This window comes from Pseudomonas sp. CGJS7 (assembly GCF_036961695.1).
Genome location: NZ_JBAMDI010000015.1, coordinates 1 through 24,114, shown reverse-complemented (window position 1 = coordinate 24,114; position 24,114 = coordinate 1). Strand labels below are relative to the sequence as shown.

Genomic DNA, 24,114 nt, shown 5'->3' with positions numbered 1-24,114 from the left:
GTTCGGCGTCGCTTGCGGCGCCTGCCACCGACCGAGTGAACGTGAATACCCCATTGCATCCCGTTGTCGCGCAAGTCACGCACCGTATCCAGGAACGCAGCCGCGCGCGCCGCAATGCCTACCTCGCCCGCATCGACGCGGCGCAAGGCAGCGGCCCGCATCGGCGACGGCTCTCGTGCGGCAATCTCGCCCATGGCTTCGCCGCGTGCTCCAGCGGCGACAAGGCCGCGCTGCGCAGCGGCTACGCGCCGAATCTGGGCATCGTCAATTCGTTCAACGACATGCTCTCCGCGCACCAGCCGCTGGAGCGCTTTCCCGACCTGCTCAAGGCCGCCGCGCGCGAGTGTGGCGCGACTGCGCAAGTGGCCGGCGGCGTGCCGGCGATGTGCGACGGCGTCACCCAGGGCCGCGAGGGCATGGAGTTGTCGCTGTTCTCGCGCGATGTGATCGCCATGTCGACCGCGATCGCGCTGTCGCACGATATGTTCGACGCCGCGCTGTACTTGGGCGTGTGCGACAAGATCGTGCCGGGGCTGTTGATCGGCGCACTGCACTTCGGCCACTTGCCGGGCATTTTCGTCCCGGCCGGGCCGATGACCTCGGGCCTGCCCAACGACGAAAAATCGCGCGTGCGCCAGCGCTACGCCACCGGCGAGGCCAGCCGCGAGGAATTGCTCGAAGCCGAGGCGCGCAGCTACCACGGCCCGGGCACCTGCACTTTCTACGGCACCGCCAACTCCAATCAGATGCTGATGGAGATGATGGGCCTGCACTTGCCCGGTTCCAGCTTCGTCCATCCCAACACGCCGCTGCGCGACGCGCTGACTGCGCTGGCCGCGCGCCGCGCTGCGGAAATCACCGCGTTGGACGGCGACTACCGTCCGATCGGGCGCATTGTCGATGAGCGCGCCATCGTCAACGGCGTGATCGGCCTGCATGCAACCGGCGGTTCGACCAACCATTTGCTGCATTTGATCGCGATGGCCGCCGCGGCCGGGATCGAGCTGCGCCTGGAAGATTTCGACGCGCTGTCGTCGGTGATTCCGTTGCTGGCGCGGGTGTATCCCAACGGCAGCGCCGACGTGAATCACTTCCACGCCGCGGGCGGTCTGGCGTATCTGATCGGCGAATTGCTCGACAACGGTCTGCTGCACGGCGATGTCGAAACCGTCGCCGGCCATGGCCTGGAGCGTTACCGCGTGGAAGCGCGCTTGGGCGAGAACGGCGAAGTGGTTTACGTGCCGTGCACCGCACAAAGCTGCGACACCGCGGTGCTGCGGCCGGTGGCCGAACCGTTCCGCGCCGACGGCGGCTTGCGCGTGCTCGATGGAAACCTGGGCACCGCGGCGATCAAGGTCTCGGCGGTGCCGGAAGACCGCTGGGTCGTCGAAGCGCCGTGCCGGGTGTTCGTCGAGCAATACGAAGTAAAGCAGGCGTTCGAGCGCGGCGAGCTCGATCGCGACGTGGTGGTGGTGGTGCGCTTCCAGGGCCCGCGCGCCAACGGCATGCCGGAGCTGCATCAGCTCACTCCGACCTTGACCGTATTGCAAAAGCGTGGCCACCGCGTGGCGCTGGTGACCGACGGCCGCATGTCCGGCGCTTCCGGCCAGGTGCCGGCAGCGATCCATGTCACCCCCGAGGCGATGGTCGGCGGCGCGTTGGCGAAGCTGCGCGACGGCGATGTGCTGCGGGTGGATGCGGTGGCAGGAACCTTGAGCGTTGTCGAGCCGGCGGATTGGGCGTCGCGCGAGGCGGCGACGGCGGATCTGTCCGCGCACCATGTCGGCGTGGGGCGCGATTTGTTTGCCGCGTTCCGCGATTATGCGGCGCCGGCGGATCGTGGCGCGGGGGTGTTCGGGTCGGTGGCGGGTTGATGGCGAGGGCGGGTCGAGCGTTGTCGGTTCGATGCGCCGTAATCATCAACGTGTCCCTCCCGCGTACTCCCACAACGTCATTCCCGCGAAGGCGGGAATCCAGAGACTTCAGCGTCATCCTTCCACTTCGTCATTCCCGCGAACGCGGGAATCCAGCGACTTCATACGTTCTCGCACGAAAGGCACTGGATTCCCGCCTTCGCGGGAATGACGGTAGGTAAGTTCGTCGTTATCGACGATCGATAAGTACGCTAATCCCGAATCCCGAATCCCGAATCCCGAATCCCGAATCCCGAATCCCGAATCCCGAATCCCGAATCCCGAATCCCGAATCCCGGAGCACCCATGCCAGCCCCCGCGCGCACCACGTTCCTGTTCGATCTGGACGGCACTCTGGTCGACAGCGTCTACCAACACGTACTGGCTTGGAAGCAAGCCCTGGACGCCGACGGCATTCCGCTGTCGGTGTGGCGCATCCATCGCAAGATCGGCATGAGCGGCGGCTTGTTCACCAACATCCTGCTGCGCGAAACCGGAATCGACATCACTCCGGAGCGGATCGAGCGCCTGCACCGCCTGCACGCGCAAGCCTATTCGGCGCAGGCCACCCAGATCCGCCCGCTGCCCGGCGCGGTCGAGTTGCTCGCGTACCTGACCGACAACGACATTCCGTGGGCGATCGCCACCAGCGGGCGCATGGAAACCGCGCGGCATAATCTGGTCGCGCTCGGGGTCGATCCGGACAAGCGCGTGGTGATCACCCGCGACATGGTCAAGTACGCCAAGCCCGATCCGGATCTGTTCCTGGCCGCGGCCGACAAGCTCGGCGCCGACATCGAGCATTCGGTGGTGGTCGGCGACAGCATCTGGGATCTGTTGGCCGCGCGCCGGGCCCGTGCGCTCGGCGTGGGTCTGTTGTCCGGCGGTTACGGCCAGGACGAACTCGAACGCGCCGGCGGTTTCCGGGTGTACGAGGATCCGGCCGACCTGCTCAAGCACATCGACGAAGTGGCCGCGCGTCCTTGAGCGCGGCGTGGCGAACAACGGGAGTCTGGCGATGAGTTCCATGCAGGATCTGCAACAACGCGTGGCCGCGGTGCTGGCCTTGGCGCCGGTGGTGCCGGTGTTGGTGATCGATGAATTGAAGGACGCGGTGCCGTTGGCGCGCGCGCTGGTGGCCGGCGGATTGCCGGCGATCGAAGTGACCTTGCGCACGCCGGTGGCGCTGGACGCGGTGCGTGCGATCGCCGCCGAAGTCGAAGGCGCGGCGGTCGGCGTCGGCAGCGTGCGCAGGCCGTCGGATTTCGCCGATGCGCTGAAAGCCGGGGCGACCTTCGCGGTATCGCCGGGCAGCGCGCCGGGGCTGATTGCGGCGGCGCGCGATTTCGATCTGCCGTGGCTGCCGGGCGCGGCCAGCGCGTCGGAGGCGATGGCGTTGCTGGAACACGGCTACACCCAACTGAAGTTTTTCCCGGCCGAATCGATCGGCGGCGCGGCGGCGTTGAAGGCGATCGGCGCGCCGTTGCCGGAACTGCGTTTCTGCGCGACCGGCGGCATCGGCGTCAACAACGTGCGCGATTACCTCGCGCTCAAGAACGTGCCCTGCGTCGGCGGTTCGTGGGTGGCGCCGGCGGCGGCGATCAAGGCCGGCGATTGGGCGCAGATCGAAGTGTTGGCGCGGCAGGCGGCAGCGCTGAAAGCTTGATGCCTTTGCTCCCTCTCCCGCTTGCGGGAGAGGGCTGGGGTGAGGGCACGAGTGAGGTCGTTACTCTCACGCTCGGGTGTTGCCGCGCGCCCTCACCCTAACCCTCTCCCGCAAGCGGGAGAGGGGACCCGTCAACCTTGCAACGGTCGCGGCGGTGCCGTCGACCCGCGCACCACCAGGATCGGGCTGAAGCCCTCATTGGCCGGCACATTCACCGGCTGATCCCCACCATCGCGGCGCAACTCGGAAATCAACCGATACGCCGCGTGCCGCGCGATCTCCTCGGTCGCCTGCCGCGCGGTGGTCAGCGTCGGCCAGGACTGCTTGGAGAACGGGCTGTCCTCGAACCCGGCGATCGACAAGTCGTAAGGCACGTGCATCCCCGAGGACTTCGCCGCCGCCAACACCCCGGCGGCGATTTCGTCGTTGCTGCCGAAGATCGCGGTCGGCCGGTCGGGCAGGGCGAACAAGCGCCGCGCGCCGCGGAAGCCGTCGTCGAAGGAGTAGTCGCCCGGCAGCACCAGGTTTTCGTCTTCGGCGATGCCGTAATCGGTCAGCGCCTGCGCATAACCCTTGTAGCGCTCCCAACTGGAACGGTGCGATTTGCCGCCCCACAGGAAACCGATGCGCTGATGGCCGAGCTGGATCAGGTGCTCGGTGATGTCGTAGGCGGCGTCGCGGTCGTCGACCCACACGCAGGGCGAGCCGTCCTTCGGATCTTCGGCGGCCGAAACGATCCGCACCAGACGGATGCCGTGGGCGACCAGTTCGCTGACCAGTTCCATCCGCTCCGACATCGGCGGCGCCAGCACCAGCCCGGCCAGGCGCGCGCCCTGGACCAGATCGATCAGGTCGGCGGCCAGCAGCGGCGAGGACGAATCGCAAGGATGGATCTGCAAGCCGTAGCCGGTTTCGCGGCAGGCGGCGAGCACGCCGTTCTGCACGCTGATGATGTAGTACGGATTGGGATTGTCGTAGACCACGCCCAGCGCATACGGCATCGCGCTGCGCAGACTGCGCGCGGACGGGTCGGGCCGGTATTCGAGTTCGGCGATCGCCTCGTGCACCCGCGCGCGGGTGCGGGCGCGCACGCCGGATTCGTCGTTGATGACCCGCGAGACGGTCTTCAGCGAGACCTGGGCGAGTTCGGCGACATCTTTGATGGTGGGTCGGCGCACCGAAGCCTCGGCAATGAGCGGTGGAATCGCCGCATCCGGCGATGCGCCGCGGCGTGCCGTCTAGCCTACTCCAGTCCGCCGCTCCGGCGCGCGCGGCTCAGGTGTCCTGCTCCAGCGTGCCCAGGCGGAAGGCGTGGGTCTTGCGGATCGCCAGTTGGTAGTCGCGCTGGATCAGCTCGAAGTGGCCGTCGAGTACGCTCAGCAGCGCGTCCACGCCGAGCTTGGGCGTTTGCGCGGCGATCGGCGCGATCGCGCGGTCCTGCCAGCGCCGGCCGAGCGCGCGCCAGAACTCGCGCACCAGCTTGCCGGGCTTGTGCGCCGCGGCGTACTCCGGCGGCATCCACAGGTAGTCGTCGAAGATCATCACCCCGCCGACCTTGAGCTTGGGCCAGGCCATCACCCCGTCGGCGAGCGCGCCGAACGCGGTATGCCAGCCGTCGACGTAGATCATGTCGTAGGGGCCCTCGGCCAGCGGCAATTGCTCGGCGCTGGGGCCTTTGCGTTCCAGGACCTTGTCCGCCCACGGCGCGACGTTGGCGCGGAAGCGCGGGTGGTAGTCGCCCTGCTTGGGGTCGGGCGCGAACAGGTCGATGCATTCGATCCGGCTGTCGGGCTGGGTCAGGATGTTTTGCAGCAGCCAGACCGTGGAGCGCCCTTCGAAGCTGCCGATCTCCAGAAAGCGCAGGCCGGGCCGGTCGCGGAACTCGCCCAGCCAGCGTTGCCAATTGGGGATATGCGCCTGGAACCAGTCTTTGCTGTAGTGCGTGTCGGACATGTGCGGCCGTAACGATGAGATAGGGAAGGACGCGGCGCGACGCCGCGCGGGCGGTGCGCGAGGGTGGCCGGCGAGTTGGCGCGGTTCAGATCTTCGGCACGATCGCCAGGGTCAGGCGCGAGATGCAGGCCAACTGGCCGGCTTCGTCCTCGATCCGGATTTCCCAGACCTGGGTGCTGCCGCCGACGTGGACCGGCCGCGCGGTGCCGGTGACGGTGCCGCTGCGCACGCCGCGCACGTGGTTGGCGTTGATTTCGATGCCGACGCAGACCCGGCCTTCCGGGCAGCACAGATTGCCGGCGCTGCTGCCCAGGGTTTCGGCCAGCAGGACCGAGGCGCCGCCGTGGAGCAGGCCGTAGGGCTGATGGGTGCGGGCGTCGACCGGCATGGTGCCGCGGACGTAATCGGGGCCGATTTCGGTGAAGACGATGCCGAGCGGTTCCATCGCGGTGTTGCGCGAGAGCCGGTTGAGGTCGTCGACGGTGGTGGTGCCGCGGAACAGGGGCTTGGCGGCCTGCGCGGCCGCGGGGCTGGTCGGGTCGGGTGCGTTCATCGCTGCACGATAACGGCGATGCGGCGGCCGGACCAGCCGGGACCTGTGGATTGCGGTGGGTGGCGCTGCTGCGGCGGGGCCGCGGGACAACGGTGGGACTGGGGCCGAACAGTACTGCGCAAGCGGGGCGGGCGGTGTCGCGAGCGGGCCGCGGAGGTCTAGAAAAAGCCCGGAACGGTGCGCGGGGAAAAGGAAGCTGTGCGCACCGGTCCGGGTCGGAAAAAGACCTTACGGTGTATCGCTACGGACGGCCGGCCCATGAACGGCGGTCCGGAATCAGGCGAAGCGGAAGCGCGGCTGGACCCAGTTGCTGGCGTAGCTGCGGTTGCTGGCGTAGCCGCTGCTGTTGCCGTAGCCGACGCCGAAATCGCGCTGGCGGTGCAGGTGACGGACCGGAGCCGGGGTGGTGGTCGCAGCCTTGGTGGCGGGGGAGGTGGCGGTGCGGGTGGTCAGAGCGTTCATGGTGGTGTCCTGTGTTGTGGGTCTGTAGTGCTTCGGTGTGTTGGTAATCTACAACACCTAGGTAGAAGTCGCCATATGTCGGAAGTCATATCCCCCTTTAGTCATGCCCTGGAGCTTCTGGGCTGGCTGGGCGGCGGGTCCTGCCGTCCGGGTTCGCTAATAGAGATGTGCCGGGGTTGTGGAAGGTTGCAATCGCGCACCCATGACTGAAGACCTAGACGCGGTGGCGGATGTGACCGGCGGGCGGGCAGGGCGAATCCGCCTGGTCCGCGTCGGGGGGCGGACCGGACGGGTTGACCGGGGGAGCCGCTCAGCAGGCCGCGACGGTGAGCGCTGTGCCCAACGCCGCGCAGACGCCGTTGATCGCGCCCGCCGTCAGCCGGCCGCGATTGAACGCGATATCGCTCAGCCACGCGCCCACCAGCGCCAGGTAGAGGAGATAAGCGAAGCCGACGTAATCGCCGAACACGATGGTGCGCAGCCAGTCTTGTTGGAACAGATAGAAATACGCGGTGATCGCTGCCGCTCCGATCAGCGTCAAGGTCGGCGGCAACAAATGCAGGCCGGCGCGGGGCTTGCTCAGCGTGACCGCGCCGAGCAATGCGAACAGCAGCAGATTCGCGGCGCTGAAGATGCGGAACTCGCGGATCAAGGCAGCGGCCACTTGCCGGTATTGGTCGCCGATCGCGCGGGTCAGGCGGGTGTCCATATCCAGCAAACGCTCGCGCTGCGCTTGCAGTATCGAAGTGACGCGGTTCTCCACCTGCTGGCGGCAAGCGCACTGAGGGTCGCGCATCTGGGTGGCGATCTCGGCGACTCGGCGCGGCAGGTCCGATTGCAGTTGTCGATCGATCTGCGCGATCCGCGCGCGGCCGCGTTCGGACATGCGCGTGGCCAGTCGCGATACGGCCGTGTCGTCCAGGCGGTGCAGGGTTTCGCCTACGCGTTGTTCTACTTCGATTCGGATCAAATCGCGTGCTGCCGATTCGATCGCGATGGGGTGCACGAACGAATAGATGAGGGCGCCGCCGAAAGCCATTGTTCCCAGCACGCTTAGCAGCATTGCGACGATACGCATCGAGGAACTCCGGTCCGTGGGGTCGATTCGTTACGGCTAAGACCGGGGCGGGGTGTGCGAGTTCATTGGGGGCGCCTATGACTGAAGACCTAGTGGTTCTTCGCGGCAAATCCCCCGGCGCAGTTGCATTGGTGCGAAGCAGGCTGCGCAGGCGCCAGCACCCTTTTTCAAAGGGGGCGAATTGTCGAGTGCGTTCTCGCCACCGCTGTCGCCGCGACGGCTGTTCCCCCCTTTGAAAAAGGGGGGCTAGGGGGGATTTGCTCTTACTAACAAACCCCTGCGCGCCCTCACAAAATCGGCGCCAACCCCGCTCCGAACGCGGTAAACATCCGCGTAGTCAAACTCTTCACCCCCAGATTGACCTCGGGGAAATCGCCGACCGGCTTATAGCAAGCGCGGAACCCCGGATCGGTGCGGTACAACGGATGCGGGCAGTCCGGCCCAGGCACGAATTCGTAGCTGGTGGCGTAACGCACCGGCCACAGATCGAAGATCGGCAAGTGCTCGGAGATCTTGGCGATCGAATACTCCAGCCCGGAGAAAATCGGCGGCTTGTCGCGACGCGCGATTACCCACGAGTTGGCCGGGGCGATGTCGCGGCGGATGCTCGCGGCCAAGGCCTGGGCGAAGGCGGCATCGTCGATCACCACCGCGCTTTCGGTGTTGTAGTGGTCGCCGCGCGGATCGAAGTTGTGGGTGCCGATCACGCCGATGCGGTGGTCGATCACCATCGACTTGGCGTGCATGCCGATGCGCACGCCGGCGCGCTTGAGCGGCACCGGTTCGTTGGTGCGGCGGCGCGCATAGCGCATGGCGGCGTACTCGCGCGCCAGCGGCTGCCGGTAACGCTGGCGGTAGATCACGCTGCTGCGGTCGATGTCGTTGCGGCCGCGGCGCGATTCGGCCAGGCCGGCGCCTTGCACCGATTCGGGCTGCGCGCGCTCGCCTTGCGCGGGCAGTCCGTCCAGGCCCAGGTCGGGCAACTCCGCGCCGGTGGCGGCGATGTCGATCGGCGCGTCGGCGGGAAAGGGTTTGTATTCGTAGATGTTGAAACCGAACTCGCGCAGGTAGCGGCGCTTGTACTTGTACGACAGCGCGTAGGCGATGAAGGCGTCGGTCGCGGCCAGGCTGTTGGTGGAAACGATCACCCGCGGCCGGTCCGGGCGCGCGTGCAGGGTGCGGAACAGGTCCTGCGCCGATTTGGACAACACCAGGTACGGGGTCTGCAACAGCACTTCTTCGCGCGAGTTGGCGATCAGATTGCGCAGCGAGTCCGAGGCCAGCGCATTGGCTTCGCTGTCTTCGCGGTGCTTGTCGGGCGTGTCGGAGATGTAGCGCACCGCGCCGACGGCGAGCGCCTGGCTGGCGAGGCGTTGTTCGATCTTGGCGCTGTCGGCGGCGTCCTCGCGCATGGCCTGGGCGCGTTTGGGGCGCTCGAATTCGACCTTGGGCAAGGCCGGCACGCCGGCGTCGATCAGGCGCGTGCCGACATCGGCCAGGCGTTCGACCGGAACGCTGCGGCGGTCGCTCCAGAACACTTCGAAATCGGTGCCCATGATGTCGGCGACCGGTCCGGCGACCAGCACGTCGCGGTCGCGGAAGTTGTATTCGTCGTCCCAGTCGTAATAGTCGTCTTGGTAATTGCGTCCGCCGGAAATGCCGATGCGGCCGTCGGCCAGCAGCAGCTTGGTGTGCATGCGCTGGTTGAGCCGGCGCCAGCAACAGGCCGCGGCCAGCACGTATTGCGGGTAGGTGATGCGGGCGCGGTGCAGCACCGGGTTGTAGAGCTTGATCTCGAAGTTGGCGTGGACGCCGGACAGCGCGGCCAGCGTGTCGATGTGGCGCATCGCCGCCAGTTGGTCCAGCAGCAGGCGCACGCGCACGCCGCGGCGCGCGGCGGCGAGCAGTTCGTCGAGCACCAGCTTGGCCGCGTCGTCTTCGTCGAAGATGTAGGTCTGCAGGTCCAGGGTGTGGGCGGCGCCGCGGATCAGGTTGATCCGCGCCAGCAGCGCGTCGGGGCCGCGGTCCAGGATCAGGGCGTAGTGGCGCGGGCGCTCGGGGGTCGATTCGGCCATCGCCTTGCGCCCCAGCTCCATCAGCGGCGAGGGCTGGGCGCAGGCGTTGTCGGCGCTGCAGTCGATCTGCTGCGAACGCGCGGCCGCGGCGATCGCGCTGGCGCGGTCGCGCTGGGCCGGGCTCAGCGAGGCGCAGGCCGACAAAGACAGGGCGAGCAGGGCCACAAGGCCGCGCAAGACGGGGTTCAACGGGGTGGCTCCTTAACGCTCCGGGTCCGTGGCCGGCGCGGTGTCCGGATTCCTGGGCGGCGCGGGTTTCGGCGGGGCGAGCTTAGCTTGCGTGGATTGCAGGCGGACCTGCATGGTGAAGCGTACCCGGTCGCCGAGCGCGAGTTGCCAGCCGTCGAGGTTGTAGTCGTCGCGGCTGACGCTGCCGTGGGCGATGGCGTCGCACTCCTCGCCCGGTTTGGCGCAGGCCGCCGGGGTCAGGATGAAGGTCTCCATGCGGCTGACCCCGTGCAGGGTCAGGCGGCCGCGCAGGGCGCCGCCGGTGCGGACCAGATCGGCCGGGTGCGGTTCGGACAGGAACTCGATGAAGGGATAGCGCGGCGCGTTGAAGAAACGCTCGCCGCGGGCCATGCGCGCGTAACGCTCGGATTCGCCGACGGTGACCGCGGCGGTGGCCAGGCGGATGCGGACCTGATGGCGGCCGTCGGCCAGGGTGGTGACTTCGCCGTCGTAGCGCGGGAAGTCGCCGCTGATCTTCTGGCCCCAGCGGGTGCGCAGTTCGAAGCTGAAACGGGTGTGTTCGGGATCGAAGCCCTGCGGCGGCGGCGTCTTGGGCGGCGCCGGCCGGCCGGTGGCGATGCGCGGCATCGCCTCGCGCGGTTCAGCCGCCGGCGCGGTCTGGGCCGTGGCCTGGGCCGCCTGCGCGGCCGACATCAACAGCAACCCGGCGATCAGGCCGGGCAGTGCGGCGGTACCCACGTGCCGCCGCCGCGAGCGCGGCGGCGACGCGTTCACGGCCACCAGAATGCGCTGAGCTGGGCTACGCCCGGTTCCAGACTGGTGCCGGCCGGCACGCTGAGCACCGCGATCCCGCCCGGCGGCATGCCGCGGTAATCGCCCGACTGGCCGCTGTGCAGCAGCGCCGCCAGCCGTTCCAGGCCCGGGTTGTGGCCGACCAGCATCAGCCGCTCGGCCTCCAGGTGGGTGTCGGCCAGGGCGATCAGGGTGCCCGGGGTGGCTTCGTAGATCGACGGTTCGATCCGCTGTTCGACGTAGCCGATCGCGCCGAGCACCGCCTCCAGGGTCTCGCGGGTGCGCCGCGAGGGCGAACACAGCACGCAGTCGGGGATCAGTTTGTTTTGCGCCAGCCAGCGCCCGGCGGCTTCGGCTTCGGCCAGCCCTTCGGCCGACAGCGGCCGGTCGAGGTCGGCCTGGCTTTGGCCCGCGGGTTCGGCGTGGGCGTGGCGGAGCAGGATCAGTTCGCGCATGAGTCAGTGCCGGAAGCGAGTGAAGAAGGGGAGTCGGGTGCGCGAACGCTTAGGGCAGAGGATGCCTGTCAGGAGCGCGGATGGGTAGCGGGGAGCGGCCGGATCCGGAACGGGTGCGGCAAGTGAACGCACCGGCGTCGCGGCGGTGCACCGCGGGCGCGGCCGCGCCGCCGCGCCGCGCTCGCCGCCGATCACGGCCGTGCAAAACCGCGAAGCCCGTCCGGCCCTTACTTCTTCAGCCACTTCAGCAGCGGCTGCCAGTCGGCCTGGTGCTCGCGGATCTGCTGCGAGTGGTAGTCGAACAGGCTCTTGCCGAGCGCGGTCATGACCACATAGGCCTGGCTGTCGCGGATCTGGCCGATCACCGGGTAGGGCCACTCGCTGAGCAATTCGACCGCCTGCTGGGAGGCGTTGGTCCAGGGCTTGAGCTTGTTGCCGATCAGCCCGACCCGCAGCTGGCCGCGGCGCACCCGCGGGTGCTGGGCCAGCGAATCCAGGAACGGCACGGTGGCCTCGATGTCCAGGGTGGACGGCTGCACCGGCACCACCACCGCATCGGCGAATTCGAGAAAACTGTCCAGATCTTCGGCCATCGCCCCGGCCGGCGCGTCGATCACGGTGCGCTGGGCGTCCTCGGGCAGATTCTTGCGCCAGCCCTTCTTGCGGGTGCCGTCCAGCGGCAATACCGCGCTTTCCAGCACCGAGCGGCGTTGCGCCCAGCGGGTCGAAGAGCCTTGCGGGTCGGCGTCGATCAAGGCCGTACGCAGGCCTTCCAGGGCCGCTTGCGCGGCGAGGTGGGTGGCGATCGTGGTCTTGCCGACACCGCCCTTGGAACTGGCCACCAGCACGGTCTTCATGCGAGCTCCCTCCGGATGGAAAGCGCAGCCTACACCGCGGATGTGGAGTGGGCCATCACGGCGTCGCGGTCGGCGCGCCGCGCCCGGCTTATCCCACCGCCACCCGCGCCCACAACGGCAAGCTCAGCAGCGACAACAACAACCCATACCCCACCATCGCCGCCGCCAGCCGCGGCGCCAATTGGTGTGCGATCGCCAGCGCGCCGGCGGTGACCATCGACGGCATCGCCGCTTCCAGCACCGTGGTGCGGGCCATTTCGCCGTGCAGACCCAGCAGCGGCACCAGCGCCCAGGCCAGCGCCGGCATCAGCGCCAGTTTCAGGCTCAGGCCGACCGCCAGGGGTTTGAGTTCCTCGCGCGGCAAAGCCAGCTTCACCGACAGGCCGATGGTCAGCATCGCCAGCGGCAACAAGGCCTCGGACAAGCGCTGCAGCGCGCCCGCGATCCAGTCCGGCGGCTGCGCCGGCATCACGCTGAAGCCGAGGATCAGCGCCCACAGCGGCGGAAACTTCACCACCCGCAGCAGCATGTCGCGCGCGCTCGGGCGGGTGTCGCTGCCGTAACGCGCCAGCACCCACAGGCCGAAGGTCGACAGGATCAGGAACGCGCCGAATTGGTCGTAGACCACCGCGTACGGCAGCGCGTGTTCGCCGATCAGCGCGCGGGTCAGCGGATAGCCGAGAAAGCTGGTGTTGCCCAGCGCCACGGTCAGCAGCAGCACCGCGTGCTCATCGCGGCGGAACTTGAGCCAGCGCGACAAGCCGCCGACCAGCAGCACAGTCGCGCCCAGCAGCAGCCACGGCACCGCCGCCACCCCGAGCAGGGCCGGCTCCAGATGCAGGCGCGGCGCGTAGCGCAACACCGCGGCCGGCAAACACACGTACAGGACCACCAGATTCAAGGTCTGCGCGGCGTTGTCGGGCAACGCGCGCAAGCGCTGGAACAGGTAGCCCAGGACCAGCATGGCCAGGACCAGGGCGAAGGCGTCGAAAGCCATGGGCGCAAATCGCGGGCGCCGGAGCGCGGTAAGGGCATGGTCGCGGCTGCGGCGCGCCGGCTCAAGACGGCTTTGGGATTAGGCGGTCGCGGCGCGGCCGGGCGCCGATGCCCGAGGCCGGCGCGGATCGGCCGACCGGCCCGATGGCCGGCGCCGTATCATGGCGCGTCCACGGAAGACTGCCCCCAATGAGCGACCTGCAAGACCTGACCGCGCTGATCCGTTCCAACACCCCGCTGATCGTGATCGAAACCCGCGACGAAGCGCGCGTGGTCGAACTGTTCCGCCAGGCGTTGATGAACGTATGGCGGGCGCTGTACCGCTGGTCGATCACCGAAGGCCTGCGCCGGGTCGATCTGGACCGCGAAGAAGACGCCGACGTCGCGCCCGACATCTCCACCACGCTGCAATCGATCCGCGACGCCGACCAGCGCGGCATTTATCTGTTGTTCGACGCGCATCCCTACCTGGGTTACGCCAGCACCCAGCGCCAGTTGCGCGAAATCGCCCAGCGCCGCGATTGCCAGCCGCACGTGCTGGTGTTGATCGGCCACAAGCTGGAACTGCCGCCGGACCTGGATTCGCTGGCGGTGCGCTTCACCCCGCGCCTGCCCGACGCCAACGCGCTGCTCAAGCTGGTGCGCGAGGAAGCGGAAAACTACGCGCGCGAAAACGGCGGCCGCCGGGTCGAGGTCGACGGCGAGGCGGTCAAGCAGATCGTGCGCAACCTGCAAGGCATCGACCCGGTCGATGCGCGCCGGATCGCCCGCCACCTGATCTTCCGCGACGGCGCGCTCGGGCCCGACGATCTGCCCGAACTGGCCAAGCTCAAGTTCGAACTGCTCAACCGCTCCGGCCATCTGCATTACGAATACGACAGCGCGCGCATGACCGAGGTCGCCGGCGCGCGCCGGCTCAAGCGCTGGGTCGAACAACGCCGCGCGGTGTTCGTCAGCGGCGAAGCGCCGCCGGGACTGGACCCGCCCAAGGGCATTTTGTTGCTCGGCGTGCAGGGCTGCGGCAAATCGATGATCGCCAAGGCGGTCGCCGCCGGTTTCGGCGTGCCGCTGGTGCGGCTGGATTTCGGCACCCTGTACGACAAGTTCCACGGCGAAACCGAAAAGAACCTGCGCGCGGCCCTGGCCTCGGCCGAGCAACTGGCGCCGGCGGTGCTGTGGATCGACGAAATCGAAAAGGGCCTGGCCGGCGACGGCGGCGACGGCGATGGCGGCGTATCGCGACGCGTGCTCGGCTATCTGCTGACCTGGATGGCCGAACGCAAATCGCGTTTGTTTCTGGTCGCCACCGCCAACCAGATCGACGCCTTGCCGCCGGAGCTGCTGCGCAAGGGGCGCTTCGACGAAATCTTCTTCGTCGACCTGCCGGTGGCGGAAACGCGTGCGGAGTTGTTCGCGATCCATTTGCGCCGGCGTTCGCTGCAGTCCGAATCCTTCGACCTGCCTGGTCTGGCCGCGGCCAGCGAGGGGTTTTCCGGCGCCGAGATCGAGCAGGCCATCGTCGCCTCGATGTACGCCGCGCATGCCGCCGGCACGCCGTTGTCGGATTTCCAGTTGCGCGCCGAACTCAAGCAGACCCGGCCGTTGTCGGTGCTGATGGCCGAGCAGGTGGAGTCGCTGCGCGAGTGGGCGCGTACGCGCACGGTGTCGGCGGATTGAGCCGAACGGGCCGAGCGATATCAGGGGGCTGAATCGCTGCGGCCGCGGCGTAGCGCCCGAACGCGAGCGTCGCCAGGTTCCGCGCGGCCGCGCGATGCGATGAAACCTAATCGGCGCACAGGCGTTATCGCGGTGGTCGCTTGCTCGCCCGCTTCCGCCTGCGCACGGCGGCGCGGGTTTGGATCGATGCCATCGGTCCGCGTCGTCGCGGACGTTCCGCGCGCCCGTCGCGATCGCCCGCCAGGGAGTATCGGCAATGCCGCAACATCTGACTTTGAATTTGTCTTTGCTGTTCGTCGTCGTCGCACTGCCGGTCGTTTGCCTGGCTCAACAAGCGCCGCCGCCGGCGTTGGCCGCGGACACGCGCCAGGCCGATGCCCGCGTCCGCGAAACCTGGCCGCGGGTCTGGGCGGAACTGCAGTGGATCCAACAGCAAGGCACCCGCTACGCCTGGACGACCGACATGCAGGGCCCGGCGCACGCGATCCCGGGGCGCAATCTGATCGAATTGAACCCGCGATTCCTCGGCCGCGCCGACTACCCGCGCGACCGGTGGCTGATCGTGGTCTGGCACGAGTACGGCCACATCCTGTTTCGCCGCAGCGATAGCGGCCGTGGCGGCAACCGCGGCTGGCAAGACCGGATCGCCAGCGAACACGCGGCGTTCGAGTACTCGCTGCAACGGGCGATCGATTGGGCCAACACCCGGGACGATGCCGGACCGCTGCGCGAGGTGCTGAAAAACCTGCGCCAGCGCAGCCAGGCGGCGCAGGCAGAAGCGACGAACGACCCGCACACGCCGGCGATCCGCCAGCTGATGAGCGAGCCGTTGTGGAGCCAGGCCGAGTCTGTGGCGCGCGCTACGCGTTGAGCGAACCGCCGATCAACCCCGCCGCTGCGGAATCAACGCCTCGAACCCGGCGATCAACGCCCGCAACCCGTACTCGAAGTCGGCGTCGACATCGTTCTGGCTCAGCACGCTCTGCGCCTGCGCCAACAGCGGATAGCGCTGCGGGTCCGGCGTCATCGGCGCCTGGCCCGGGCCGCGGCCGGCTTCGGTCGCGGCTTGTTCTTCCAGCAGCCAGCCGATGGTGTAGTAGCTCAGCGAGATCAGCGCGCGCAGGCCGTCGGCCGGGGTGAAGCCGGCTGCGACCAGATACCCCAGCTCGGCTTCGCCGTCGCCGAAATCGCCGCCTTCCGGGCGGGTGCCGATGTGCACGCGCGCGCCGTCGCGGTGGGCGCGCAGGCAGCGGCGGAACTCGTGCGCCTGGGCGGCCATCCACTCGCGCCAGTCCGGGTAATCGGCGTGCTGCGCCGGCCGCTGCTCGGCCAGCATCGCCTCGGCCAGGGCGTCGAGCAGCTCGCGCTTGTTCTTGAAATGCCAGTACAGGCTCGGCTGCTGCACGCCGAGCTCCTGGGCCAGCCGGCGGGTGGTCAGGCCGTCCATGCCGACCTCGTCGAGCAGCTTCAGCGCGGCGGCGACCACGGTATCTCGTTGCAATTTCATGGGCTTGCGGTCTCCGGCCGGCGGGGCTTGTTTCCCTATCGACGATAGATTAGCATGCGCGGCGAATCTATCACTGATAGGGAGCGTGTCATGGACACCCCGATCCATTCGCCGGCCCCCGCGCCGGCCGAGCCGCCGGCCCAAGCGCCGGCGCCATCCCCCACCCCCGCCCAATCCCCAGCCCAAGCCGGCGCCCGCTTCGCCCTGGTGCTGATCCTGGCCACGGTCACCCTGGACGCCATCGGCATCGGCCTGATCGCACCGGTCATGCCGCAACTGCTCGATTCCTTCGGCCTGCAGCACAACCTGGCCCTGCACGCCGGCGCCCTGACCGCGCTGTACGCGCTGATGCAATTCGTTTGCGCGCCGGCGCTGGGCGCGCTCAGCGACCGTTTCGGCCGGCGCCCGGTGCTGCTGTGCTCGTTGTTCGGCAGTTCCCTGGACTACCTGCTGATGGCCTGCGCGCCGTGGCTGTCGCTGCTGTACCTGGGCCGCGCCATCGCCGGGATCAGCGGCGCCAGCGGTTCGGTGGCCGGCGCCTACATCGCCGACATCTCCGACGAATCCCAACGCGCCCGCCGCTTCGGCTGGATGGGCGCGGCCTTCGGCCTGGGCCTGGTCGCCGGGCCGGTGATCGGCGGCCTGCTCGGCGCGGTCTGGCTGCGCGCGCCGTTCCTGGCCGCGGCCGCGCTGGCCACGATCAACTTCGCCCTGGCCTGGCTGGCCTTGCCCGAGCCGCCGCGCAAACGCGAGCCGGCCCGCGCGCCGAGCCTGCGCCAACTGGCGCCGTGGCATTCGCTGCGCGAACTCGGCCGCCTGCCGGATCTGGCGCCGCTGCTGTGGCTGTACCTGGCGATGCAACTGGCCGGCCAGGTGCCGGGCACGCTGTGGGCGATCTACGGCCACGACCGTTTCGGCTGGAACCCGACCGCGGTCGGCCTGTCGCTGGCCGCGTTCGGCGTCATCCACTCCTTGTTCCAGGCGTTCGCGACCGGCCGCATCAGCGACCGCTTCGGCCCCTCGCGCACCTTGATCGGCGGCGTGATCTCCGACGTGCTGGGTTATCTGACCTTCGCCTTCGCCCGCAGCGCCGCCACCCTCGCCCCCGGCCTGTTGTTGGCGGCCGGCGGCGGCATCGGCGGACCGGCGCTGCTGGCGATGTCCAGCCAGCGCACCGACGAAGCCAACCAGGGCGCGCTGCAAGGCGTGCTCGCCAGCCTGGCCAGTCTGGCCGCGGTGATCGGCCCGTTGATCTTCGGCACGATCTACGTCATCGGCGCCGGCCACTGGGACGGCTGGGTGTGGGTGGTCGGCGCCGCGCTGTATCTGCCGTGCGTGCCGGCGCTGCGCAAGTTGCTGCGCGAAGCCAGCGTGCGTCAGACCGCGACGACCGCTGGCGGCTGAAGCCCTCGGCCTGCTCGAACCGCGATCTGCATCGGCGGCGAGTGCGATTTCCGCCTCGCCGCCGGCGTTCGCGAAATGAATTCCGACGCGTCGGCCCACCGCGCGCGGATCGCACTCGATCGCCGCCGACGTTGCCCACGTCAAGGGCGAAACGCGATTGCGGATTCAAGCGTCCGCCGAATGATGTGCCTGAAAGCGCATTCGAATCCGCAGTAAACAACACCGATAAGCACACCGGACCGGGGAATTTTTCGGGCTTGGCAAGACCGCGCGCACTCGTCACCATGTCAGCAACCTGAAGTTGGCAGGACGCCAACGACAACGAGCACAAGGACGGCGGCATGAAGTACGTGGTCGCGGACCACCAACCCGCAATGGCGAGGTTGGTCGATGGATTGCTGAGGAGATCGCAAGGATGCAGTGTCGAAACCGTTCGTATCGCGCGTTCCAGCGAACGCTTGCAGGAAGTGCTGATCCAGCTCGGGCGCGACGCGTGCATCGTCGTGCTCGATCCGGCGATCCCGGGCCTGCAGCGCATCGCCCTGGTGCGGGCGGTGCGGCAGCACCGCGCACGCGTGCGCTTGATCGTGCATGCCGGCGACGAAAGCCCGTTTCTGGCCGCGCGGCTCATCGCCGAGGGCGTGTCGGGTTATGTGCTCAAGAGCAGCGCCAGCGCGGTGCTGGCGCAAGCGATCCGGCAAGTGCGCGCGGGCGATGCCTTCTACGACCCCAGCATCGACTTCGAGCGGGTCAGGGCCGATCCGTGGTCGGCGCTGACGCCCAAGCAGCAAGAGGTGTGCGTGCTGATTCTGCGCCACGGCTCGATCGGCCGGGTCGCCGAACGCGAGCGCCGCAACTACGACACCTTGTGGATGCATTGGTCCAAGGCCCGCAAGTCGCTGGGCATCGAGCACGGCGCCGAGCTGGCCAAGCATTTCTACGACAAGGGCCTGATGCACCTGCTGGACGACTGAAGCCGGCACCGTCGCGCGGCCGTGGCCGCGATCCCGAACGCGAGCAGCCGATCCAACCGACCAGGAGGCGGACATGAAACCCACCGGCAACGCGACCCGATGCGTCTTCGCTGCGGTCGTCCTGGCGGCGTGCGCCTGCATCGTTCCGGCCTGCGCCCAGACCGTGGTCAACGATCCGGCGAACTACGCGGCCAAGCTGCGACAGATCACCAAGGACTCGATCGAATTCGGCAAGAACGCCCAACGCTGGACCGATACGGCCCATCACTACCAGCAACAGATCATCCGCCTGCAACGCCTGAATTTCGGTCAGACGCAAATGGACGACACTTTTCCGCCGCGACCCGCCGACTACGGCATGCGCGAGACCTGCTCGGGGCCGAGCGGGGTCCAGCAGCAGATCGCCGGAGCGCTGGAGCTTTCGCTGCCCAAACTCGACGGCAATGTCGTCGATGAGCAACTGGCGATATGCCGGCGCATGGTCCACGCGCGCAACATGAAATACAACGAGTCGGTGCGGATGCTGCGCGCGCTGATGGCGCGCAACGCCGAGTTCCAGCAGATCGAACAGCAGCGCGACAGCACCGGTTCCAGCCAGGGCGATCTGGCCGCGAACGACAATGAAGCCCAGCGCTTCATGCTGCGCAGCGCGCTGGAACTGGACTACTGGCAAGCGCGGATGAAGGCCTACGACGACTACCTCGCGGCCCTGCAATGGGACCAGTCGCGCCTGGCCGAGCGCGCCTTGAACGGCAATAAGGATTCGCTGATCGGCAAAGTCGTCCAGGCCGGCGTGCTGGCGGCGGCATTGTCGAAATAGCACTGCGAACGATCGGAACGGACCCGAGCCATGGACTACCTGCTGCTGGACGCATTGATCGATTTCGCCACGCCCCGCTCGCAGTCGGGCGTCGCCGATTTCGCGTTCTACAAGATCATCAACCACTACCTCAGCGAAGAGATCGACCGCTTCGGCTTCGCCTTGATGCGGCGCACGATGGGCTGGGTGTCGGGCATGGCCATGACCCTGGCGACGCTGTACGTGCTGACGATGGGCTATCGCATCGTCACCGGGCAATCGCGCGAGCCGATGATGGGGCTGGTCGCCAACTCGCTGAAGGTCGCGCTGATCCTTTCGGTCGCCACCGGCATGACCTTCGGCAACGTCGATCTGTACCGGCTGCTGACCACCGGGCTGGACAGCGAAATCCACGAAGTCGTCAGCGGCAAGAGCGGGCAGACCGCGGTGGAGGCGGTCGACCAGAATCTGGCCTACCTGCAGATCGCCACCAACGCCATCGACGCGGTCAAGGTGGTCGATGGCGACGACGACACCCGCGAGAAGAAAGCCCGCGCGCTGCTGATGGCCGGATTCGGCACCGCCAGCGTCCCGATGACCGTCGGCACGCTGATGCTGATGTACAAGTTCGGCATCGCGTTCTTCGTCGGACTCGCGCCCTTGTTCGTCCTGTGTCTGATGTTCGAGCAGACCAAGGAACTGTTCCGCAAGTGGTTGCTGTCGGGCATCGCCACCTTCTTCTCGATGGCCGCGCTGAGCGCGATGTCGGCCATCGCCTTGAAGCTCACCTCCAAGATCGCGCTGGCGTTCTGGGTGTCCAAAGCGCTGACCGGCATCCGCGGACTGGAAGCCGAGGGCATGAGCTCGCTGGCGATCCAGCAGGGCGGCGTCGGGCTGATGCTCACGGTGCTGCTGATCTCGGTGCCGCCGATGGTGGGGATGTTCTTCCATGGCGCGCTGGGAAGTTTCATGCACTTCTCCGCGTTCTCCGGCGCGGGTGGGCAGCCGGGGCCGCAGGGGCAGCCGCCTGGGTCGTATGTATCGCCGCAGAGCAATCAAGTTGCCAGGCACGGCGACCAGGACTTCCAGAGGGTCGTCAGCAATGCAGCAGCCCGCCACGCATCGAGCGGGGCAACGGATCAAGGCGAATCAAACGAGGTCAAGAAGCGATGAACGCAAGCATCATTTTGCCGGCGTGTGCTCTGTTGATCGTAGTGTCTGGTTCAGCGGCCGCAGAAGGCGGTTGTCCGGCCGGCATGATTCCCTATCAGGGCACTAACACAATGTCCTGCGGGCCAATGCCGTCGAGTGGCGAAGGCAGCGCGCCAAGCGGTCCGAGCTGGGCGTCTCGTTGGGGCGCGATAGCCAGAGACACGGCTGCCGGAGTAATGAGCGCCGTGGACAGTCGTGATAGCAAGCGTCGGGCACGATCGGACGCGATCGCCGATTGCAAGGCCCGCGGCGGCGAAAAATGCAAGGTGGTACTTACCTATCGCAACCAGTGCGTAGCGACGGTCTATGGACGCACTGGCGCCGAACACATCAGCGCGCGAGATGAATCAAGCGCGATACAACTTGGAATGAAGGCGTGCACAGCGCGGGGCGACGACGATTGTCGCGTCTACTATCAGGCTTGCAGCCTGCCGGTGCGGATCAGATGAATCGCTTCTGGTCGGTGCTTTTATCTAGAGCACGCCAACTGGCATTGCTTGCATGCGCGTCGCTGACAAGTGTGGCTAACAAGGTGAACGCGGAAGGCGGTTGTCCCGCGGGCATGATTCCCTATCAAGGCACGAATACGATGTCATGCGGACCGATGTCATCAAACGGCTACGACACGACACCGAGCGGTCCGTACTGGGTATCGCAATGGGGAGCCATAGCAGGAGATAAAGCTTCCCTGGTCGTGGGCGCAGTAGATAGCCGCGACAGCAAACGGCGTGCGCGCGCAGACGCGATCTCGGAATGCGAAACGCGTGGCGGCAGCAAGTGCAAGGTCATTTTTACCTATCGCAACCAGTGTGTCGCGATGGTTAAAGCAAAGACTCGCGCGATAAACGTCAGTGAGGTGGACGTCGATCAAGCCATTCGGGTCGGGATGAAGGAATGTAGAGGGTGGAACGACGGCGAATGCAGCGTCTACTACCAAGCGTGCAGTCCTCCTGTTCGAATCAGGTGAGGCGCTCTGCTCTATGTATTTCGCGATAAAGGAGCGATCGGGACTGGCTTTTCTGACAGGAACGCTATGGGCGGGGCTGTTTGGAACGGCGAGCGCGGAAGGCGGATGCCCGGCCGGCATGATTCCCTATCAGGGCATCAGCACGATGTCCTGCGGGCCGATGCCGTCCGATGGCTACGGAACCGCGGCGAGCGGTCCGATCTGGGCCTCTCGCTGGGGTGCGATAGCGAGAGACAAGGCCGTTGGAATAATGAGCGCAGTGGACAGTCGCGACAGCAAGCGTCGAGCGCGTGCGGACGCGATTGCCGATTGTAAGTCCCGTGGTGGCGGAAAATGCAAGGTGATACTTACCTATCGCACCAGTGCGTGGCGACGGTCTATGGCAGCACGGGCGCAGAGCACATCAGCGTGGGGGATGCCTCAAGCGCTATACAGCTCGGAATGAAGGCATGTGTAGAACGGGGCGACGACGATTGCCGCGTCTACTACCAAGCATGCAGTCTACCGTTCCGAGTCCGTTGAGGAATTTGCGCGGCGTCAACGAAATTCGCGCTTAAGGCCGAATCAAACAGGGAAACAGAACATGCGAATTCCAAAGCGTCTTCGCCGCGCCGACATGCGCGCGCGGATCGCAACGATTGCCTGGTTGCTGATCGCTCCGGCGATTCTCGCGATAGCCGCATGTTCGAGCGAATCAGGAGCAGGGATGCCCGTCTACAAACAAAATACCAAGCCATCGCGAGTCTTTGCTTTGGCCGTCCGCATCGACAACGCGCCAGGGCCGTTCGCGTCCTTACACGGGACGATGCAATACGACATCGCCAACAGCGCCTGCCTGCCGCCGGCCGAATTCTTTTCCGGCGTCCAGACCACACCGATCTCCACCTTCTTGCCGATCAGCCTCAAGCGCACCGGTGACGGCCGCTATGAGGGCGAGATAGCGCTGGATGGTCTGATCGACGCCGACTATTTCGGCCGCGGCGTTTGCCGCTTCAAGGCGGTCGGTCCCAGCGTTTCGCTCAGAGCGACCGGTGCGGCCGGCGAGACCCGCTTCGTCGTGCGATTGGACGCCGAGGCGGTCGAGGCCGAGGTCACGAAGACGAAGTACTACTGGCGCGGCGGCTACCCGCGCGATCCCAGGGTCGAGGATTTTCCGGACCACGGTCTGGATAGTCCGGACGACTTCCTGGAGCCGTTACGCGACGAACTGTTCAGCGTCACCATCCAGTCCAGCAAGGTGAATCCGTGAGAATGACCACGCAGCAGTACGCGAATCTGGCCCAAGACGCTTATCGTTCGCCCGACCTCAGCTTGCCCGAGGAACGGCGCGTGAAAATCGCCGGCGTCGAATACGCCGTTCTGGCTCATGTCGACAAACCATCCGGTTACCAGGGAACGATTTACCAGCACGTCGACAGCAAGCAGATCGTCGTCGCCCATCGCGGCAGCGAGTTCGACCGGCAACCGTTCCAGGACGGGCTGATCGCCGACGGCGGTATGGTGGCCCAGCGCGTCAACGCGCAAGCGGCCGATGCGCTGACGCTGACCCGGACCGCGCTGGAGATGGCGCGTGGCCAGTACGATCGCACCGGAAAGTTGCCGCAAGTGACCGTGACCGGGCATTCGCTGGGCGGCTGTCTGGCGCAGATCGCGGCCGCCAGGTTCGGGTTGAACGGGGAAACCTTCAATCCTTACGGCGCGGTGAGTCTGGCCTACAAGATTCCCGAAGGCGGCAACCAGATCGTCAACCATGTGATGGCCGGCGACGTGGTCAGCGCGGCGAGCAAGCATTTCGGAACCGTGCGGATGTATGCCGAGCCGGTCGAGCTCAATGTGTTGAAGGCGGCCGGTTATCAGGACAACGGCGACCGCTTGGATCTGCGAAACCCGATCAGGGCCGCGGCGACCGGGGCGGACTCGCACCGCATGCATCATTTTCTCGACGTCGATTTGAACGGTATGCCGGACCGCTCGATTCTGGTGCAGCGGCAAGCGCTGGAACTGGCGGAACAGCATCGGCCGATGTTCGACAAGTACCGAGGCGACATCGAGGGACTGCGCGCCGGCGTTTCAGTCGGCGCGGCGATCGCGCGCGGCGTTCAAGGCGTCGCGGGCGAGGTCGGCCGGTTGCTTCCGCAGAAGCCGGCGGAGAGTCCATTCAAGGATGCGAACCAATCGTCACGAGAGGCTGTCGACGCGGCGGATCGAGCTCGCGACCCGCGCGGGTCCTTGCATCCGGATCACCCGATGTACCAGCGGATCCGCGACGGGATCGGCGCGCTGCAAGCGCGCGAAGGCCGCCCGTTCGATGAGTTGTCCGAGCGGACGGCCGCGAGTTTGCTGGTGGCGTCCAGGGCCGGAGGGCTCGCCACGGTCGACCACGTGCTTCCAGGCGGTACGCCGCAGAGCGGCCCGAATGTGTTCGCGATTCAAGGCGACTTGCACGACCCGGCGCACAAGCGCGCTCAGGTGTCGGTGGCCGACGCGGCGCGGGTATCGGTGGCCGAGTCGTTCCAGCAACTGGAGGCTGTCAATGCGCAGCTGGCGTCGACCTCGGCGCCGACGCATTCGCCAGACCCAAGCCG

Annotated in this window: 25 protein-coding genes; 14 read left to right on the top strand and 11 right to left on the bottom strand. The window is 67.2% G+C overall.

From position 1 onward, the window contains the following. Positions 1-53: 53 nt before the first annotated feature. The 3 genes from edd (at position 54) to eda (ending at position 3,579) form a co-directional block, all read left to right on the top strand. Positions 54-1,874, top strand: coding sequence for a phosphogluconate dehydratase (gene edd, locus V7787_RS11805; RefSeq protein WP_336088472.1), 1,821 nt, complete (start codon positions 54-56; stop codon positions 1,872-1,874). A 345-nt stretch (positions 1,875-2,219) separates the two neighbouring features. Further along, complete coding sequence (locus V7787_RS11800; protein WP_336088356.1) at positions 2,220-2,900, top strand: HAD family hydrolase; 681 nt, start codon at positions 2,220-2,222, stop codon at positions 2,898-2,900. A 31-nt stretch (positions 2,901-2,931) separates the two neighbouring features. After that, positions 2,932-3,579, top strand: coding sequence for a bifunctional 4-hydroxy-2-oxoglutarate aldolase/2-dehydro-3-deoxy-phosphogluconate aldolase (eda, locus tag V7787_RS11795; RefSeq protein WP_336088355.1), 648 nt, complete (start codon positions 2,932-2,934; stop codon positions 3,577-3,579). A 131-nt stretch (positions 3,580-3,710) separates the two neighbouring features. Here eda and V7787_RS11790 read toward each other — a convergent pair whose 3' ends face one another. The 10 genes from V7787_RS11790 to V7787_RS11745 form a co-directional block, all read right to left on the bottom strand. Next, on the bottom strand, positions 3,711-4,757 hold the full coding sequence (locus V7787_RS11790) for a LacI family DNA-binding transcriptional regulator (protein WP_336088354.1): 1,047 nt from the start codon (positions 4,755-4,757) through the stop codon (positions 3,711-3,713). Positions 4,758-4,854: 97 nt separating this feature from the next. Next, positions 4,855-5,532, bottom strand: coding sequence for a class I SAM-dependent methyltransferase (locus tag V7787_RS11785; protein WP_336088353.1), 678 nt, complete (start codon positions 5,530-5,532; stop codon positions 4,855-4,857). Positions 5,533-5,617: 85 nt separating this feature from the next. Then, positions 5,618-6,085 (bottom strand): hotdog fold thioesterase, encoded by a 468-nt coding sequence (locus V7787_RS11780; protein WP_442965313.1) that lies wholly within the window; start codon positions 6,083-6,085, stop codon positions 5,618-5,620. Between the two features lie 276 nt (positions 6,086-6,361). Then, positions 6,362-6,547, bottom strand: a complete 186-nt coding sequence (locus V7787_RS11775; RefSeq protein WP_336088352.1) for a hypothetical protein — start codon at positions 6,545-6,547, stop codon at positions 6,362-6,364. Positions 6,548-6,857: 310 nt separating this feature from the next. Continuing rightward, entirely contained in the window at positions 6,858-7,625 is a 768-nt protein-coding gene (locus V7787_RS11770; protein WP_336088351.1) for a hypothetical protein, read from the bottom strand. 287 nt (positions 7,626-7,912) lie between these two features. Next, positions 7,913-9,889, bottom strand: coding sequence for a phospholipase D family protein (locus tag V7787_RS11765; RefSeq protein ID WP_336088350.1), 1,977 nt, complete (start codon positions 9,887-9,889; stop codon positions 7,913-7,915). A 12-nt stretch (positions 9,890-9,901) separates the two neighbouring features. Beyond that, on the bottom strand, positions 9,902-10,627 hold the full coding sequence (locus tag V7787_RS11760) for a YceI family protein (protein ID WP_336088349.1): 726 nt from the start codon (positions 10,625-10,627) through the stop codon (positions 9,902-9,904). Between the two features lie 32 nt (positions 10,628-10,659). Further along, positions 10,660-11,136 carry a SixA phosphatase family protein gene (locus V7787_RS11755; RefSeq protein ID WP_336088348.1) on the bottom strand — a complete coding sequence of 159 codons (477 nt, stop codon included), beginning with the start codon at positions 11,134-11,136 and terminating at the stop codon, positions 10,660-10,662. 227 nt (positions 11,137-11,363) lie between these two features. Next, complete coding sequence (locus V7787_RS11750) at positions 11,364-11,993, bottom strand: ParA family protein (protein ID WP_336088346.1); 630 nt, start codon at positions 11,991-11,993, stop codon at positions 11,364-11,366. 88 nt (positions 11,994-12,081) lie between these two features. Beyond that, positions 12,082-12,990: an AEC family transporter gene (locus tag V7787_RS11745; protein WP_336088345.1), complete on the bottom strand. Its 909-nt coding sequence runs from the start codon at positions 12,988-12,990 to the stop codon at positions 12,082-12,084. Between the two features lie 188 nt (positions 12,991-13,178). Between V7787_RS11745 and V7787_RS11740 the strand changes: the two genes are divergently transcribed. Both V7787_RS11740 and V7787_RS11735 read left to right on the top strand, forming a co-directional pair. Further along, positions 13,179-14,666, top strand: coding sequence for an AAA family ATPase (locus V7787_RS11740; protein WP_336088343.1), 1,488 nt, complete (start codon positions 13,179-13,181; stop codon positions 14,664-14,666). Positions 14,667-14,922: 256 nt separating this feature from the next. Then, complete coding sequence (locus tag V7787_RS11735; protein WP_336088342.1) at positions 14,923-15,537, top strand: hypothetical protein; 615 nt, start codon at positions 14,923-14,925, stop codon at positions 15,535-15,537. Positions 15,538-15,549: 12 nt separating this feature from the next. On the opposite strand, the gene V7787_RS11730 is transcribed toward V7787_RS11735, so the two are convergent. After that, positions 15,550-16,173, bottom strand: coding sequence for a TetR/AcrR family transcriptional regulator C-terminal domain-containing protein (locus tag V7787_RS11730; protein ID WP_336088340.1), 624 nt, complete (start codon positions 16,171-16,173; stop codon positions 15,550-15,552). A gap of 90 nt (positions 16,174-16,263) precedes the next feature. Here V7787_RS11730 and V7787_RS11725 point away from each other — a divergent pair, with 90 nt between their 5' ends. From V7787_RS11725 to V7787_RS11695, 9 genes are all read left to right on the top strand, one after another. Further along, positions 16,264-17,577: a TCR/Tet family MFS transporter gene (locus V7787_RS11725; protein WP_336088338.1), complete on the top strand. Its 1,314-nt coding sequence runs from the start codon at positions 16,264-16,266 to the stop codon at positions 17,575-17,577. A 341-nt stretch (positions 17,578-17,918) separates the two neighbouring features. Then, the gene (locus tag V7787_RS11720) at positions 17,919-18,551 is read left to right on the top strand and encodes a response regulator (RefSeq protein WP_336088336.1); all 633 of its coding nucleotides are present in this window, start codon (positions 17,919-17,921) and stop codon (positions 18,549-18,551) included. A 73-nt stretch (positions 18,552-18,624) separates the two neighbouring features. Then, positions 18,625-19,371 carry a hypothetical protein gene (locus V7787_RS11715; RefSeq protein WP_336088334.1) on the top strand — a complete coding sequence of 249 codons (747 nt, stop codon included), beginning with the start codon at positions 18,625-18,627 and terminating at the stop codon, positions 19,369-19,371. Positions 19,372-19,401: 30 nt separating this feature from the next. Further along, complete coding sequence (locus V7787_RS11710; protein WP_336088332.1) at positions 19,402-20,523, top strand: type IV secretion system protein; 1,122 nt, start codon at positions 19,402-19,404, stop codon at positions 20,521-20,523. Continuing rightward, entirely contained in the window at positions 20,520-21,011 is a 492-nt protein-coding gene (locus tag V7787_RS53070; RefSeq protein WP_442965312.1) for a DUF4189 domain-containing protein, read from the top strand. Before V7787_RS11710 ends, V7787_RS53070 begins: the two co-directional genes overlap by 4 nt. Further along, positions 21,008-21,529 (top strand): DUF4189 domain-containing protein, encoded by a 522-nt coding sequence (locus tag V7787_RS11705; RefSeq protein ID WP_336088330.1) that lies wholly within the window; start codon positions 21,008-21,010, stop codon positions 21,527-21,529. Before V7787_RS53070 ends, V7787_RS11705 begins: the two co-directional genes overlap by 4 nt. 13 nt (positions 21,530-21,542) lie before the next feature. Beyond that, on the top strand, positions 21,543-21,974 hold the full coding sequence (locus tag V7787_RS53065) for a DUF4189 domain-containing protein (protein ID WP_442965311.1): 432 nt from the start codon (positions 21,543-21,545) through the stop codon (positions 21,972-21,974). Positions 21,975-22,112: 138 nt separating this feature from the next. After that, entirely contained in the window at positions 22,113-22,778 is a 666-nt protein-coding gene (locus V7787_RS11700; protein ID WP_336088327.1) for a hypothetical protein, read from the top strand. Positions 22,779-22,780: 2 nt separating this feature from the next. Continuing rightward, on the top strand, positions 22,781-24,114 hold a 1,334-nt coding region (locus tag V7787_RS11695; RefSeq protein ID WP_336088325.1), incomplete at its 3' end, for an XVIPCD domain-containing protein.

Excerpts from the sequence above, each read along its gene's own strand:
- eda (WP_336088355.1), top strand. The coding sequence starts at position 2,932 with ATGAGTTCCATGCAGGATCTGCAACAACGCGTGGCCGCGGTGCTGGCC.
- V7787_RS11735 (WP_336088342.1), top strand. The coding sequence starts at position 14,923 with ATGCCGCAACATCTGACTTTGAATTTGTCTTTGCTGTTCGTCGTCGTC.
- V7787_RS11700 (WP_336088327.1), top strand. The coding sequence starts at position 22,113 with ATGCGAATTCCAAAGCGTCTTCGCCGCGCCGACATGCGCGCGCGGATC.
- V7787_RS11740 (WP_336088343.1), top strand. The coding sequence starts at position 13,179 with ATGAGCGACCTGCAAGACCTGACCGCGCTGATCCGTTCCAACACCCCG.
- V7787_RS11705 (WP_336088330.1), top strand. The coding sequence starts at position 21,008 with ATGAATCGCTTCTGGTCGGTGCTTTTATCTAGAGCACGCCAACTGGCA.
- V7787_RS11720 (WP_336088336.1), top strand. The coding sequence starts at position 17,919 with ATGAAGTACGTGGTCGCGGACCACCAACCCGCAATGGCGAGGTTGGTC.
- V7787_RS11710 (WP_336088332.1), top strand. The coding sequence starts at position 19,402 with ATGGACTACCTGCTGCTGGACGCATTGATCGATTTCGCCACGCCCCGC.
- V7787_RS11725 (WP_336088338.1), top strand. The coding sequence starts at position 16,264 with ATGGACACCCCGATCCATTCGCCGGCCCCCGCGCCGGCCGAGCCGCCG.
- V7787_RS11750 (WP_336088346.1), bottom strand. The coding sequence starts at position 11,993 with ATGAAGACCGTGCTGGTGGCCAGTTCCAAGGGCGGTGTCGGCAAGACC.
- V7787_RS11785 (WP_336088353.1), bottom strand. The coding sequence starts at position 5,532 with ATGTCCGACACGCACTACAGCAAAGACTGGTTCCAGGCGCATATCCCC.
- V7787_RS11800 (WP_336088356.1), top strand. The coding sequence starts at position 2,220 with ATGCCAGCCCCCGCGCGCACCACGTTCCTGTTCGATCTGGACGGCACT.
- V7787_RS11775 (WP_336088352.1), bottom strand. The coding sequence starts at position 6,547 with ATGAACGCTCTGACCACCCGCACCGCCACCTCCCCCGCCACCAAGGCT.
- V7787_RS53070 (WP_442965312.1), top strand. The coding sequence starts at position 20,520 with ATGAACGCAAGCATCATTTTGCCGGCGTGTGCTCTGTTGATCGTAGTG.
- V7787_RS11730 (WP_336088340.1), bottom strand. The coding sequence starts at position 16,173 with ATGAAATTGCAACGAGATACCGTGGTCGCCGCCGCGCTGAAGCTGCTC.
- V7787_RS11715 (WP_336088334.1), top strand. The coding sequence starts at position 18,625 with ATGAAACCCACCGGCAACGCGACCCGATGCGTCTTCGCTGCGGTCGTC.
- V7787_RS11745 (WP_336088345.1), bottom strand. The coding sequence starts at position 12,990 with ATGGCTTTCGACGCCTTCGCCCTGGTCCTGGCCATGCTGGTCCTGGGC.
- V7787_RS53065 (WP_442965311.1), top strand. The coding sequence starts at position 21,543 with ATGTATTTCGCGATAAAGGAGCGATCGGGACTGGCTTTTCTGACAGGA.
- V7787_RS11770 (WP_336088351.1), bottom strand. The coding sequence starts at position 7,625 with ATGCGTATCGTCGCAATGCTGCTAAGCGTGCTGGGAACAATGGCTTTC.
- V7787_RS11780 (WP_442965313.1), bottom strand. The coding sequence starts at position 6,085 with ATGAACGCACCCGACCCGACCAGCCCCGCGGCCGCGCAGGCCGCCAAG.
- V7787_RS11755 (WP_336088348.1), bottom strand. The coding sequence starts at position 11,136 with ATGCGCGAACTGATCCTGCTCCGCCACGCCCACGCCGAACCCGCGGGC.